The following is a 13,545-nucleotide window of genomic DNA, read 5'->3' on the forward strand; positions in this document are numbered from 1 at the left end:
TCGTTGCCCTCGCCGCCGCCGGAGAAGGAAGACTTCCGCCATAGAGCGGGGGTGGTCATGACTGGGTCCTCACAGGTCCTTGGCCAACTGGTGGATGAGTTCACGCGACCGCCCGGGGTCGAGTGACGCTTCCCTCACCCTACGGAAGAGCCTTCGGAAGTGCTCCAGTTGTGCCGCGGAGTCGACGAAGGCCGTGCCGTGCGGGGCATCACGGACCACGGTGTCCAGGCCGGGCACCAGACCACCCAGGTACACCATCGCGCTTCCGGCCCCCGCGAAGTCGTCCAGGGCGAACGGGACGACCCGCACGGTCACGTGATCCGCCTCGGACAACTCCAGTACGCGAACCAGTTGAGCACGGAACTCGGCTCGACCGGCCACCTTGATGCGCAGGGCGGCCTCGTGGATCACGGTCTCGTACGGCATGGGATCGGGTCCCTCGATGATGACCTTCCGCCGCATCCGGTGGCGTACCCGATGCTCCAGCTCGGTCTCCGGGAACTCGGGGTTCATGTAGGCGAAGAGAGCACGGGCATAGGCCTCCGTCTGGAACAGCCCGGGCACGTGGGTGACAGCCACGTCGTGCCGGAATGTGGCGTAGTGATCCAACTCGGCGAGGTCCAGGTAGGCGGCGGGCAGAACACCCCGGTACTCCTCCCACCAACCGCGGGTCCGATCGCCGGCGAGCACCACGAGGGCGTCGACCAACGGGCCGTCCGAGCAGGTGTAGTTGGCTGCGAGCCGACGGACGCGTTCCTCGCTGACCCCGGCGACACCGGACTCGATCTGGCTCATCTGTGTGGAGTTCACACCCAGCAGAGAGGCCGCCTCGGTTGCCTTCAGGCCTGCGGCTTCCCGGAGCTTGCGCAGCTCGGAGCCTACGCGGATCTGTCGTGCCGTGGGGTGTCGCCGCGTCGCCATGTGGTGCGCTCCCTCTATCAACTTGCCGCGCTAGGTGCCTCGTTCGGGTGTGAGATTACGCAGACAGCTTGCGCGGTCGCAACATTTATACCTACCGTCAGTGACGCGCCGCACACCCTGTGAATCCCCGGGACCCCGGAAGCGCACCGCTCCGCCCTGCCGCGGCGGCTGCGACACTGCCACCGCCCGCGCTCCGCAGGGACTGCCAACTCTCCTTCCTGCGACAGGAGTTCACCCATGCCGGAAAGTGACCCCTGGGAGTACACCCTCTCCATCCCCAACGACCTTCGCGCCGTCACCGTCTGTCGCCGCACCCTCCGTCTGATCCTGACCATGCACGGCCTGATCCGCCTCGTGGACACGGCCGAGCTGGTCGCGGCGGAGCTCGTCTCCAACTCCGTACGTCATACGGCGGGGCCCGCCGCCCTGCGGGTGCGCTGGTCGGCCGGGGTGCTGAGGGTCGGGGCGTGGGACGCGGACCCCGTGCCTCCCGGTCCGCCGGAGAGATGGGAGCGGCTGGGGGAGGAGGTGGAGGACGGGAGGGGGATGGCCCTCGTCCGGGCGTGCGCCGACGTGTGGGGGTGGCAGCCGCTGTGCCGGGACGGCAGTCGCGGTAAGTATGTGTGGTGTGACCTCGTCGCGGCGTAGGGGATGTGAGGAGTGCGACGCGCTCCCCGCGCTCGGCGGGCAGGTCGGCCTGTTTCGGGTGAGATGTGAGAGGTGTCCGTAGCGTCACCGCCTCCGCTCCCGCTCCGCCCTTCGACGGCCCGAAGGTCAGTCCATAAGATCTCTGTAGGCTCAGTACGCCCATCACCCCCTCCCGCCGCATACGACCACACACCCCAGGACACCTCCCATGCCGCGACGCTCAAGCTCGACGGGAAGCCCCACGGGAAGCCCGACCACCCCGCGGAACCGGACCCCGCAGCCCGTGCGCGTGCACCGGCGTTCCTTCGGGGACTTCGTGAAGGCGTTCCTCGCGTTCCTCGCGTTCGTCGCGCTGCTCGTGCTGGTCGTCGGGGTGCCCGTCGCGCTGGCCACGCAGCTCGGGTGGCCGGTGCCGAGCACGTGGGACCCGCAGGAGTGGCTCACCAACGAGCTGGACGTCGGCGCCTTCCTCGGCATCCTCACCTTCTTCGTCTGGCTGGCCTGGGCCCAGTTCACGGCGTGTGTGATCGTCGAGATGAAGGCGGCGGTGTCCGGGGTCGGCGTGCCGGGGCGCGTGCCCGGCGCCGGGCCGAGCCAGCTGCTCGCCCGGCAGCTCGTCGCGGCGCTGCTGCTCGTCGGCGCGACCGCCGCCAGCCTGACGCCGGGGCTGTCGCAGCTCGGGCAGAGCCTGGAGGGGAACCAGCGGGGGACCGTCGCCGCGGCCGAGCAGACCCCGGGCGGGCTGTTCGCGCAGCAGCAGGAGCAGGCCGCGAGCACCGCCGCCGCCCTCGCCGAGCAGGCGTCCCACGCCGAGGCCGGGGCCGGGGCGAGCACCGCCAAGGGCGGCGACACGAAGTACTACCGGATCCAGCCGCCCGAGGGGCGCCACCACGACTCCCTCTGGGAGATCGCCGAGCGGCACCTGGGCGACGGCCGCCGGTACAAGGAGATCTACCAGCTCAACAAGGACCGGGTGCAGCCCGACGGCTCCCGGCTGTCCGAGGCCTCCCTCATCCGGCCCGGCTGGATCATGGAGATGCCGGGCGACGCCCGCGGCGGCGACCTGGTGGAGATGCCCGACGAGGCACCGAACGTCTCGCCCGAGGTCCAGCAGCAGATCAGCGACTACGCCAAGACCGGGGATCAGGCGCAGGGCGGCGGCGCGCAAGGCGACCAAGCACAAGGCGGCGGTGCCCAGGGCGGCTCCGACGCCCACGTCTCCGTACCCGAACAGCGCCCCGCGCCCGACCGGCACGCCGACCACCGGCAGCCGGCCGCCCCCCACGCCACCGGGTCCACGCAGGACGGAAGCTCCTTCGGCCTCCCCGAGGCGCTGCTCGCCGCGCCCCTGCTCGCCGCGGGCCTCCTCGGTGCGCTCGGTCGGCGCCGCCGCCAGGCGCTGTGGCAGTCGGCGCTCGGCACCGTCGGCGGGCGGCGCGGCATGGAGCCGCCCACGCCGACCGGCTCCGCCGCGGACGCCCAGGACGCGCTCCTGGTCGGCGCCGACCCCGAGGGCGTACGCCTGCTCGACCGGTCGCTGCGCGGCCTCGCCGCCTCCCTCGCCGAGGAGTCCCGCGCCCTGCCGACCGTCTACGCGGCCTGGCTCAGCAACGGCGACCTGCACCTCCAGCTCGCCCAGCCCGCCGGGAAGCCGCCCGCGCCCTGGCAGCTCGGGCAGGACCAGACGTTCTGGATGCTGGCCCGGACCGACGCCGAGCGGTACGAGGACACCGACACCGCCGCCCCCTACCCGGGCCTGGTCAGCCTCGGCACCATGGACGACTCGCGGCTGCTGCTCAACCTGGAGTCGGTGCCCGGCATCGTGTCCCTGAGCGGCCGCGAGGCCGACCGGGCGGCCGTCTTCGCCTCCGTCGCCGCCGAACTCGCCACCAACGGCTGGTCGGACCGTATGACCATCACCCTCGTCGGGTTCGGCCAGGACCTCACCCCGCTCGCGCCCAACCGGCTGCGCCACCTCGACGGCGTCGAGGACCTGATCGAGACCATGGAGGCCGAGACGCGGCAGCGGCGGGGGGCCTTGGGAGCCGCCGGGCACGACTCCGTGCTGACCGGTCGCACGGGCCCCGCCCAGCACACCCGTTGGGCCCCGCACCTGGTCCTGCTCGCCGCCCAGCCCTCCGCCGAGGACGCCGTCAAGCTCGCCGAACTCGCCGCCGACGCCGGACGGCTCGGCATCGGCTACCTCGTCGGCACCGAGACCGGCGACCTGCCCGGCGCCGCCTGGGAGATGGAGATCACCGGCGAGGGCAAGCTGCTCGCCCCGCTCCTCGGCCTCGAACTCGACGCCCAGCTCCTGCCGGTCCCGCAACAGCAGGCCGTCGTGGAACTGTTCGTCCAGGCCGACCCCGAGCACGGCCCCGACGGCGGCCCGGCCACCACCCCGCCGTTCCTCGTCGACGTCAGCGAGCAGGGACGGCCCGCGGTCTACGCCCGGCTCGTCGGCCCCTACGAGATCATCGGCCTCGACACCCCGGACGGCGACCGCAGCGCCCTGCTCCACGAGGCGCTCGCGCTGCTCCTGCTGCACCGCGAGGGCGTGCACCCGCGCGTGCTGTCCTCCGCGCTGTGGCCGCGCGGGGTCACCGAGGACGTCCGCGACGCCCTCCTGGAACGGCTCCGCGCCTGGCTCGGCACCGACCCCGACGGCAGCCCGCGGCTGCGCACCGACGCCACCGGCCGGCTCACGCTCGCCAAGTCCGTCGTATCGGACCTGGACGTGCTGCGTTCCCTCTACCACGAGGCCACGCAGGGCCGGGGCGTCGACAGCCGGGTGGTGCGCGGGCGGCTCCTGACCGACGCGCTCGTCCTGGTGCGCGGGCCGCTGCTCGCCGACCGGCCCGAGGGCCGCTACCGCTGGCTCACCCACGAGATCGTCGACGCCCAGCTCCCGCTGCTGGTCGCCGACATCGGGCTCGCGCTGTCCGCGTTCCACCTGGAGAAGGACCGCGCGGAGAAGGCCATCGAGGCGCTGAACGCGGCCCTGGGCTCCGCGCCCGTCGACGAGCGTCTGTGGCACGAGCTGCTGCGCGCCACCCACGCCACCGGCGACACCGCCCGGCTCCAGGCCCTGACCGCCGACCTGATCACCCGCAGCGGCGCGCGCGGGCTGCCGCCGCGCACCGAGGCGCTGCTCGACGAGCTGCTGCCGACCTGGCGCGACGGCGCCGTCGCCGCCGGATGACCGACCTGCTGCTCGTCCTCGCCGCCGCACTGTGGGGTGCGGCGGCGGGCGCCCTCCTGCCCAGGGCCGCCTACCGCTTCTCCGTCCAGCCCGAGGAGCCCTGGCGGAACACCTGCCCGGCCGGCCACCCGGTGCGCGGCTGGCTCGGCCGCGCCCACTGCGGCACCTGCCGTGAGGCCTACGGCCCTGGCGGCGTCCTGCTCCCTCTCGCCACCGCCCTGGTCTGCGCCGCCCTCGCCGCCGCCACCGGCACCCGCCCCGAACTGGGCGTCTGGCTGCTGCTCGCGCCCGTCGGCGTGCTGCTGTCGGTCGTGGACCTCCGGGTGCAGCGGCTGCCGGACGCGCTGACCCTCCCGCTCGCGGCCGCCGCGCTCGCCCTGCTCGGCGTCGTGGCGCTGCTGCCCGAACACGCGGGGGAGTGGCTCACCGCCCTGTACGGCAGCCTCGCCCTCGGCGCCGGTTACTTCGTCCTCTTCCTCATCAACCCCTCCGGCATGGCCTTCGGCGACGTGAAGCTGGCCCTCGGCACGGGCGCGGTGCTGGGGTGGTACGGCTGGTCGGCGGTCATGCTGGGCACCTTCGCCGGGTTCCTCCTCGGGGCCTTCTACGCCGGCGCCCTGGTCGTCGTAGGGAAGGCAGGGCGGAAAACGGCGATCGCCTTCGGGCCGTTCCTGCTGGCCGGCGCGTTCCTGGGGTTGCTCGTCGGGGCGTACACGGCCTGACGTCGGGCGGGAATCGGGGCTGGCGTACGCTGGATCAGTCCGCCCACCCGTCTCCCACCACCACCCTTGTAGGGAGCGCTTCGCGCACACCTTTTGATTCCTTGACGAAAGGGACACCGCCGGTGACCGAGAAGGCCGACCTCCAGTCCGTCCTCGACCGTGCCGCCGCGGGCGGACGCATCACCCCCGAAGAGGCCCTCGACCTCTACCGCGACGCCCCGCTGCACGCACTGGGCGCCGCCGCCGACGCCGTACGCCGCCGCCGGTACGCGGGTACCGAGCACATCGCGACGTACATCATCGAGCGCAACATCAACTACACGAACGTGTGCGTCACGGCGTGCAAGTTCTGCGCCTTCTACGCGCCGCCCAAGGACACCAAGAACGGCTGGACCCGCGACCTCGACGACATCCTGCGCCGGTGCGCCGAGACCGTCGAACTCGGTGGTACGCAGATCATGTTCCAGGGCGGACACCACCCGGACTACGGCGTCGAGTACTACGAGAAGCACTTCGCGGCCATCAAGAAGGACTTCCCGCAGCTCGTCATCCACAGCCTGGGGGCGAGCGAGGTCGAGCACATGGCCCGCATCTCCAAGGTGAGCGTGGAGGAGGCGATCCAGCGCATCCACGCCGCCGGGCTCGACTCCTTCGCCGGTGCCGGTGCGGAACTGCTGCCCGAGCGGCCCCGCAAGGCCATCGCCCCGCTCAAGGAGTCCGGCGAACGCTGGCTGGAGATCATGGAGACCGCCCACCGGCTGGGCGTGGAGTCCACCTCCACCATGCTGATGGGCACCGGCGAGACCAACGCCGAGCGCATCGAGCACCTGCGGATGATCCGTGACGTACAGGACCGGACCGGGGGCTTCCGCGCCTTCATCCCGTACCTGTACCAGCCGATGAACAACCATCTGAAGGGCCGCACGCAGGCCACGATCTTCGAGTACCTGCGGATGATCGCGATCGCCCGGCTGTTCATGGACAACATCGCCCACATCCAGGGCTCCTGGCTGACCACCGGCCAGGACGCCGGCCAGCTCACCCTGCACTACGGCGCGGACGACCTCGGCTCGGTCATGCTGGAGGAGAACGTCGTCTCGGCGGCCGGTGCCAAGCACCGCTCCAACCTGCAGGAAATGATCGACATGATCCGCACGGCGGGGCGGGTCCCGGCCCAGCGCTCCACCACCTACGAGCACCTCGTCGTGCACGACGACCCGGCGAACGACCCCGTCGACGAGCGGGTCGTCTCCCACATCTCCTCCACGGCGATCGAGGGCGGCACCGCCCACCCCGAGCTGAAGATCCTCGCTGCCAACTAGGGCCGCCGTGCTGACGATCCACGCCGACTCCAGGGGCCGCGCGCTCGCCGTGCAGGGCGCGTGGATCGCCGACGCGGGGCAGTTGGCGGACCTGGTCGCCCTGCATCCCGGGGCGCGGGTGCGGGAGTGGCCCGGCATCCTGACACCCGGGCTGATCAACCTCCACGGCAACGAGCTGCTGGAGGAGGCGTACCACCCCGATCCGCGCGAGGCCGACGAACTCGGCACCGAGCCGTTGACCGGTGCCGCGCTGGCGGCGCTCCCCATGGACGACGCCCGCTGGGCGGCCAGCGCCCGGCGCGGTCTGCAGCGCATGCTGGCCCACGGCACGGTCCGGGTGGCCTGCGAGGAACTGCGCAACCGGGCGGTGCGGGACGCCGTGCACCGCTCGGGCGTGGCGCCCATGGGCCGTATCGGCAGCCCCGGCGGAACTCCCGCGCTCGACCCGTACGGCTCCGGGCTGCCGGTGGAGTTCGCGGCCCCGCGCGAGCGCCACTCCTCGGCCCGCTTCGCGGTTTTCGAGGTACGGGACGAGGCCGAACTCGCGGAGAGGGGCGCGGGGACGTGCGTGGCGACGGTGGCGGAGGGACGGTTGGTCTACCGGCGTCGGTAGATCGGGGGCGCTTCTTGTGAACACGCCCCGCCTCGCTGCACTCGGTGAGGGCGTCCGCCGGTCGCGCGAGGGCGGCTGCAAGAATGGGCCCGTGACCCGCGCTTCCCTGAACAAGCAGCCGCACGAAGTCGCCTCCATGTTCGACGACGTCGCGGAACGGTACGACCTGACCAACGACGTGCTGTCGCTCGGCCAGGACCGGGTGTGGCGCAAGGAGGTCGCCAAGGCGGTCGACGCCCGGCCCGCGCAGAAGATCCTGGACCTCGCCGCCGGTACGGCGACCTCCTCCCTGCCCTTCGCCCGCACCGGCGCGTACGTCGTGCCCTGTGACTTCTCCCTCGGCATGCTCCAGGTCGGCAAGCGCAAGCACCCCTGGCTGCCGCTCACGGCGGGCGACGCGACGCGACTGCCGTTCAAGGACGGCACCTTCGACGCCGTCACGATCTCCTTCGGCCTGCGCAACGTCCAGGACTTCGACGCCGCGCTGCGCGAGATGTACCGGGTGACGAGGCCCGGCGGCCGGGTTGTCATCTGCGAGTTCTCGCACCCCACGTGGGCGCCCTTCCGGACCGTCTACACCGAGTACCTGATGCGCGCCCTCCCGCCGGTCGCCCGCGCGGTCTCCTCCAACCCCGACGCCTACGTCTACCTCGCCGAGTCCATCCGCGCCTGGCCCGACCAGCCCGCCCTGGCCGAACGTCTGCGGGGGGCCGGCTGGTCGAAGGTCGTCTGGCGCAACCTGACAGGCGGGGTCGTGGCGCTGCACCGAGGGTTCAAGGAGAGCTGAGGCGGGGGGCCGTTTCCGGTACGACCGTTTGGGGACCGGCCGTTTCAGGGCTGGCCGCTTCAGGGTCGGCCGTTTCAGGACCGGCCGTTTCAGGACCGGCCGTTTCAGGACCGGCCGCTTCAGGGGCAGCCGAAGCCCGCGCATGCCGCGTAGGAGTGGCCGCCGGGCTCGTCGAGCTCCCGTTGCGTCCCGCCGCGCGGCGGTCGCGGTGAACGCGGCTCCCGTACGCCCGCGCCTCCGCCGCCCTCGCCCTCCCCGAAGTCGAACCACACGGTGACGACGGCCCCGCGCGGCACCTCGACGCCCGGCGGCGGGTACTGCCGTACGACGTAGTCGACGAGGGCGAGACGGACGTCGGCCCGGTCGGGCGAGGCCAGCAGCACGCCGCGTGCCTCGGCCGACCTGCACGCGTCCACGGCCATCAGGCCGACGAGGCGCGGTACGCGTACTTCGGGCGTCTTGGGCGGTATATGCACAGATGTCACCCCCAGCGGTACCGGCAGAGTAACCCCGGCCGAGCGCCGCCCGGAAGCGCTAAGTGTCTTTCTGTGACAGTTCGTTACTGTTGGTGACCGAAATAGGGCTAAGCTCTTCCGCTTTCCAGGTCCAACCGATAGCAGTGGCCCTGCCGTTCACTCGTCGGCGTGGTGAACACCTCGGCCAGCCGCATGCCCAGCCGCCGGGTCACCGCGATCGAGCGCTCGTTGCGGGCGTCCACCATCGCCACCACGCCCGGCACCCCCGCCGCCCGCACCCGCTCCAGCGTCTCCCGCGCGGCCGCGGTGACGTACCCCCGGCCCCAGTGCGCCCGGGCGAGCCGCCAGCCGATCTCGATCTCGCCCGTGGGCCCCCAGTCCCGCTCCCAGGGCTGGGCGCCGGTGAAGCCGATGACGTCCCCGGACTCGTCGAGCATGCTCCACAGGCAGAACCCGCGCTCGGCGTCGTGCCGCCGCTGCCGGGCGGTGAGCTCCTCGTAGACCGACAGCCCGGCGGACCTACCGCCGTGGAACTCCATGACCTCCGGGTCGTCGAAGAGCCGGTGCCAGGCGACGGCGTCCTCGTCGGTGGGGACGCGCAGCCGTACTACGGGGAGAGCTCGGTTCACGGGGCAGCCCTTCAGCCGGGTGATCGCTACTGCTGCATAGACTGCCCATGTCCAGTGCCGGTCGGCACGCAGATTTCGAACTTGGGGAGATCCCGCCGTGACCGAGCCCCTCCTCTCCGACAACACCGCCGATGTGATCGTCGTGGGCGCGGGGCCAGCCGGCTCCACGACCGCGTACCACCTGGCCAAGGCCGGACTCGACGTACTCCTGCTGGAGAAGACCGAGTTCCCGCGGGAGAAGGTCTGCGGCGACGGCCTCACCCCGCGCGCGGTCAAGCAGCTGGTGGCGATGGGCATCGACATCTCCGAAGAGGCCGGCTGGCTGCGCAACAAGGGCCTGCGGATCATCGGCGGCGGTGTCCGGCTCCAGCTCGACTGGCCGGACCTCGCCTCCTTCCCCGACTACGGACTCGTCCGCAAGCGCGACGACTTCGACGAGCAGCTCGCCCGCCAGGCCCAGAAGGCGGGCGCGCGCCTGTACGAGCGCTGCAACGTCGGCGCCCCGATCATCGACGACCGCACCGGCCGTATCACCGGCGTGCACGCCAAGCTCGGCGAGGAGAAGCGCGAAGTCACCTTCCACGCGCCCCTGGTGGTGGCCGCCGACGGCAACTCCACGCGTCTGTCGCTGGCGATGGGCCTGCACCGCCGCGAGGACCGCCCGATGGGCGTGGCCGTACGGACCTACTTCGAGTCCCCCCGGCACGAGGACGACTACCTGGAGTCCTGGCTGGAGCTGTGGGACCGCCGCGGCCCGGGCGAGGACCGCCTGCTGCCCGGCTACGGCTGGATCTTCGGCATGGGCGACGGCACCTCGAACGTCGGCCTGGGCGTCCTGAACACCTCCGACTCCTTCAAGGAACTCGACTGGCGCGAGGTCCTGAAGGCCTGGTGCGCCTCCATGCCGGAGGAGTGGGGCTACACGCCGGAGAACATGACCGGCCCCATCCGCGGCGCCGCCCTCCCCATGGCCTTCAACCGCCAGCCGCACTACACGCGCGGGCTGCTGCTCGTCGGCGACGCCGGCGGCCTGGTGAACCCCTTCAACGGCGAGGGCATCGCCTACGCCATGGAGTCCGGCCAGATCGCCGCCGACGTCATCGTCCAGGCCCACGCCCGCTCGACCCCCGCGGGCCGTGAAATGGCCCTCCAGCGCTACCCGCGCGTCCTGAAGGACACCTACGGCGGCTACTACACGATGGGCCGCGCCTTCGTGAAGCTCATCGGCAACCCGAAGGTCATGAAGATCGCGACCCAGCGCGGTCTGACCCACCCGCTGCTGATGAAGTTCACCCTGAAGCTCCTCGCCAACCTCACCGACCCCACGGGCGGCGACGCGATGGACCGCATCATCAACGGCCTGAGCAAGGTGGCCCCCAAGGCGTGACCGACCATGTGGTCGTGATCGTCCAGGGCCGTCGGGGCGATCACGACCACCGGCGTCGTTCGTCGTGCCGGATCAGCCGCTCAGCGCCGCCGTCCTGGCCGCCCGTCGCGCGAAGACCTCGTCCCGGCGGTCCGCCACCTGCCGCAGCGCGTCCTTCCGCTCCCGCCGGGAGAGCCGGTCCAGATAGACCTGCCCGTCGCAGTGGTCGGTCTCGTGCGCGAGACACCGCGCGAAGTACCCGGTGCCCTCGACGACGAGCGGTGCGCCGTCCTTGTCGAACCCACGCACCACGGCCCGGTCCGGGCGCGGTACGTCCATCACGGCGCCCGGCACCGACAGGCACCCCTCGCCCTCGTCGAGCAGGCGCCGGCCGGCCGCGTCGAGCTGCTCCAGCACCGGGTTCACGACATGCCCGACATGCCGGACCCCGTCGTCGTCCGGGCAGTCGTAGACGAACAACCGCAGATCGACCCCGATTTGGTTGGCCGCGAGTCCGCAGCCGTCGGCGATGTACATCGTCAGGAACATGTCGTCGATGAGCGCCGCGAGATCCGGCCCGAACTCGGTCACGTCCCGGCACGGCTTGTGCAGGACCCCTTCACCCGCCTCGACGATCCTGCGCACGGCCCCGCGCCGGGCCTCGGGCGCGAGCGGCGGATACGAGTCGACGGGCCTGCCCTGGAGGAAGACACTCGGCATTGCGAACTCCTTGTTCTGTCGCCGTTGCTGTCGCTTTTCATGACAACAGAACAAGCAGGAGCCGCAGAGGCGAACCGGCCGCATCCGCCGAGCCGCCCGGACGGAGAGCGCCGGACGGAGAGCGCCGGACGGAGAGCGCCGGACGGGGCCGCTGCCCCCGAGCGGCTGCGGCCCCGTCCGTACGACTGTGCCCGTGGAGGGCGGTGCGTCAGAGTACGCGCACCGCGCCCGAGGCCGGGTAGCCGGAGAGGTCCTGGATGACCACGCCCTTGGACGGGTTGGCGGCGTCCAGGTACTGGCCGTTTCCGATGTACACGCCCACGTGGTAGGCCGAGCCCTTGCCGCCCCAGTACAGGATGTCGCCGACCTGGATGCTGGACAGGGGGACGTCCGTGCCGACCATCGACTGGTCTTGCGAGACGCGCGGCAGGTCGATGTTGACCTGCTTGAACGCGGCCTGGACCAGGGAGGAGCAGTCCCACGCGTTGGGGCCGGTGGCGCCCAGGACGTAGGCGTCGCCCAGCTGGGCCTTGAGGAAGGAGATGACCGTCGCGACGCTGCCGCTGGCGGGAGCGGAGGCCGTGGTCGGGGCCGTGGCGGCCGTGCTGGTGGTGGAGAGGGTGGCACGCTCGGCGTTGCGCGAGGCGCGCTCCGCCGCGGCCTTGCGGGCCTCCTCGGCGGCCTTCTTCTTGGCCTCCGCCTTCTTCTTCGCCTCGGCGAGGTCCGCCTTGGCCTGCTTCGCGGCCTTTGCGGCGGCCGCGTCACGCTCGGCCTGCAGCTCGTAGGTGGCCGCGGCCTGCTGGGTGGCGTCCGCGGACTCGGCGACCTGGGCGGCCAGGTCGGCCGTGAGGGTGGGCAGTTCGATGGTCTGCGTCACCGGCTCGGCGGCGTTCGCCGTGGCCGACGCACCCGCCGCTGCCATGCTGAGGACGCCACCGGCAACTCCGGCGCGCATCGCGAGACTCGTCGTCGCGCTGCGGCGGGGCTTCCGGTGGCTGCGTATGTGAGCGGTGTGGGACATGAGAACAACCGGTATCAGGGGCTCCTCCATACCTTCAAGAAACGTGTGCTGCGCCACAGTTGTTCAATCGACCGCGTGAACCCCGGGCGTGTCGCCCTTTATTGACGCCGTAACGGACAAAGCGGACCGGGCTTAACCTGCCTGTGATCACGGCCTTTCGTCGGTTCGCCCGAATTGCCCCACGCCTACCACCTGTTGAGGCCGGTGGCCAAGCCCGCTTCTCGTGACCCTCTCGGGAGTGTGGCGGAGGTCACGCAACGGTTACGGCGACGGTCGCGTCTCGCGCGCACGGCCCGCCCCGGGTCGCTCGTGAACGCGTGCACGCGTCCACATCGCACCGCGGACCTCCCTCTGATGTGTGAACGGGGTCCTCTATCAGGACGTGGCGTCCAGCGCCAATTTGCATGCAAGGGAAGCCTCTTGATATTGAGACGCCCCGTCCGAGCTGGGACGACGAGCGGAAATGTCACGTGAGGTGATCACTTGGACGCCTCGCGTGCGAAGATCACCACTCATCCGACTTCATGATCCTTCGTCAGGTGGTGGAGATCACAAAGCTTGTGCAATACCCCGTGTCGCAGATCACAGAGCGGCAGGCATAAGATGCGAGGCAGTTGGGCTTGTGACCTGCTTCACATGTTCTCGATCTTGGTCAGGACGAGCAAGGTTCGAGGAACCGGTGGGACGCAGGAGACGAGTCCGATGCAACCGCCAGCAGTCAGTGCCGACTGAGAGGAGCGAGGAGCGGTGAACGCGTATGCGCCCATCCTCGTACTGGGAGCCCTCGGGGCAGGCTTTGCGATCTTCTCCGTGGTCATGGCCACGCTGATCGGTCCGAAGCGGTACAACCGCGCCAAGCTCGAAGCCTACGAGTGCGGAATCGAACCGACCCCCACGCCGGCCGGCGGCGGGCGCTTCCCGATCAAGTACTACCTGACGGCGATGCTCTTCATCATCTTCGATATCGAGATCGTCTTCCTCTACCCCTGGGCCGTCACCTTCGACGCCCTGGGGATCTTCGGGCTCGTGGAGATGCTGCTCTTCGTGCTCACCGTCTTCGTCGCGTACGCGTACGTATGGCGGCGCGGCGGCCTGGAATGGGACTGAGGGGCCTTTAA

Annotated in this window: 13 protein-coding genes; 8 read left to right on the plus strand and 5 right to left on the minus strand. The window is 71.1% G+C overall.

Annotated elements, in window-relative coordinates:
* Positions 1-69: 69 nt before the first annotated feature.
* Positions 70-921 carry a helix-turn-helix domain-containing protein gene (locus ICC28_RS09735; protein ID WP_188288073.1) on the minus strand — a complete coding sequence of 284 codons (852 nt, stop codon included), beginning with the start codon at positions 919-921 and terminating at the stop codon, positions 70-72.
* Positions 922-1,158: 237 nt separating this feature from the next.
* Between ICC28_RS09735 and ICC28_RS09740 the strand changes: the two genes are divergently transcribed.
* The 6 genes from ICC28_RS09740 to ICC28_RS09765 all read left to right on the plus strand — a co-directional run bounded on the left by ICC28_RS09740 (position 1,159) and on the right by ICC28_RS09765 (position 8,215).
* Positions 1,159-1,569, plus strand: coding sequence for an ATP-binding protein (locus ICC28_RS09740; protein ID WP_188288074.1), 411 nt, complete (start codon positions 1,159-1,161; stop codon positions 1,567-1,569).
* A gap of 208 nt (positions 1,570-1,777) precedes the next feature.
* On the plus strand, positions 1,778-4,771 hold the full coding sequence (locus ICC28_RS09745) for a BTAD domain-containing putative transcriptional regulator (protein WP_223188637.1): 2,994 nt from the start codon (positions 1,778-1,780) through the stop codon (positions 4,769-4,771).
* Positions 4,768-5,493: an A24 family peptidase gene (locus ICC28_RS09750; RefSeq protein WP_188288076.1), complete on the plus strand. Its 726-nt coding sequence runs from the start codon at positions 4,768-4,770 to the stop codon at positions 5,491-5,493. Before ICC28_RS09745 ends, ICC28_RS09750 begins: the two co-directional genes overlap by 4 nt.
* A gap of 122 nt (positions 5,494-5,615) precedes the next feature.
* Complete coding sequence (gene mqnC / locus ICC28_RS09755; protein WP_188288077.1) at positions 5,616-6,815, plus strand: cyclic dehypoxanthinyl futalosine synthase; 1,200 nt, start codon at positions 5,616-5,618, stop codon at positions 6,813-6,815.
* A gap of 7 nt (positions 6,816-6,822) precedes the next feature.
* Entirely contained in the window at positions 6,823-7,428 is a 606-nt protein-coding gene (locus ICC28_RS09760) for a hypothetical protein (RefSeq protein ID WP_188288078.1), read from the plus strand.
* 91 nt (positions 7,429-7,519) lie between these two features.
* Positions 7,520-8,215: a demethylmenaquinone methyltransferase gene (locus ICC28_RS09765; RefSeq protein ID WP_188288079.1), complete on the plus strand. Its 696-nt coding sequence runs from the start codon at positions 7,520-7,522 to the stop codon at positions 8,213-8,215.
* 119 nt (positions 8,216-8,334) lie between these two features.
* On the opposite strand, the gene ICC28_RS09770 is transcribed toward ICC28_RS09765, so the two are convergent.
* On the minus strand, positions 8,335-8,691 hold the full coding sequence (locus tag ICC28_RS09770; RefSeq protein ID WP_188288080.1) for a PASTA domain-containing protein: 357 nt from the start codon (positions 8,689-8,691) through the stop codon (positions 8,335-8,337).
* A 107-nt stretch (positions 8,692-8,798) separates the two neighbouring features.
* Positions 8,799-9,320 (minus strand): GNAT family N-acetyltransferase, encoded by a 522-nt coding sequence (locus ICC28_RS09775; RefSeq protein WP_188288081.1) that lies wholly within the window; start codon positions 9,318-9,320, stop codon positions 8,799-8,801.
* Positions 9,321-9,417: 97 nt separating this feature from the next.
* Here ICC28_RS09775 and ICC28_RS09780 point away from each other — a divergent pair, with 97 nt between their 5' ends.
* Entirely contained in the window at positions 9,418-10,707 is a 1,290-nt protein-coding gene (locus ICC28_RS09780) for a geranylgeranyl reductase family protein (protein ID WP_188288082.1), read from the plus strand.
* Between the two features lie 72 nt (positions 10,708-10,779).
* On the opposite strand, the gene def is transcribed toward ICC28_RS09780, so the two are convergent.
* Complete coding sequence (gene def / locus ICC28_RS09785; protein WP_188288083.1) at positions 10,780-11,406, minus strand: peptide deformylase; 627 nt, start codon at positions 11,404-11,406, stop codon at positions 10,780-10,782.
* A gap of 208 nt (positions 11,407-11,614) precedes the next feature.
* The gene (locus ICC28_RS09790) at positions 11,615-12,457 is read right to left on the minus strand and encodes a C40 family peptidase (RefSeq protein WP_188288084.1); all 843 of its coding nucleotides are present in this window, start codon (positions 12,455-12,457) and stop codon (positions 11,615-11,617) included.
* A gap of 717 nt (positions 12,458-13,174) precedes the next feature.
* On the opposite strand from ICC28_RS09790, the gene ICC28_RS09795 reads away from it, so the two are divergent.
* Positions 13,175-13,534, plus strand: a complete 360-nt coding sequence (locus ICC28_RS09795) for an NADH-quinone oxidoreductase subunit A (protein WP_003974383.1) — start codon at positions 13,175-13,177, stop codon at positions 13,532-13,534.
* Positions 13,535-13,545 lie beyond the last annotated feature (11 nt).

The organism is Streptomyces sp. TRM68416 (assembly GCF_014596915.1).
Classification (GTDB): domain Bacteria; phylum Actinomycetota; class Actinomycetes; order Streptomycetales; family Streptomycetaceae; genus Streptomyces.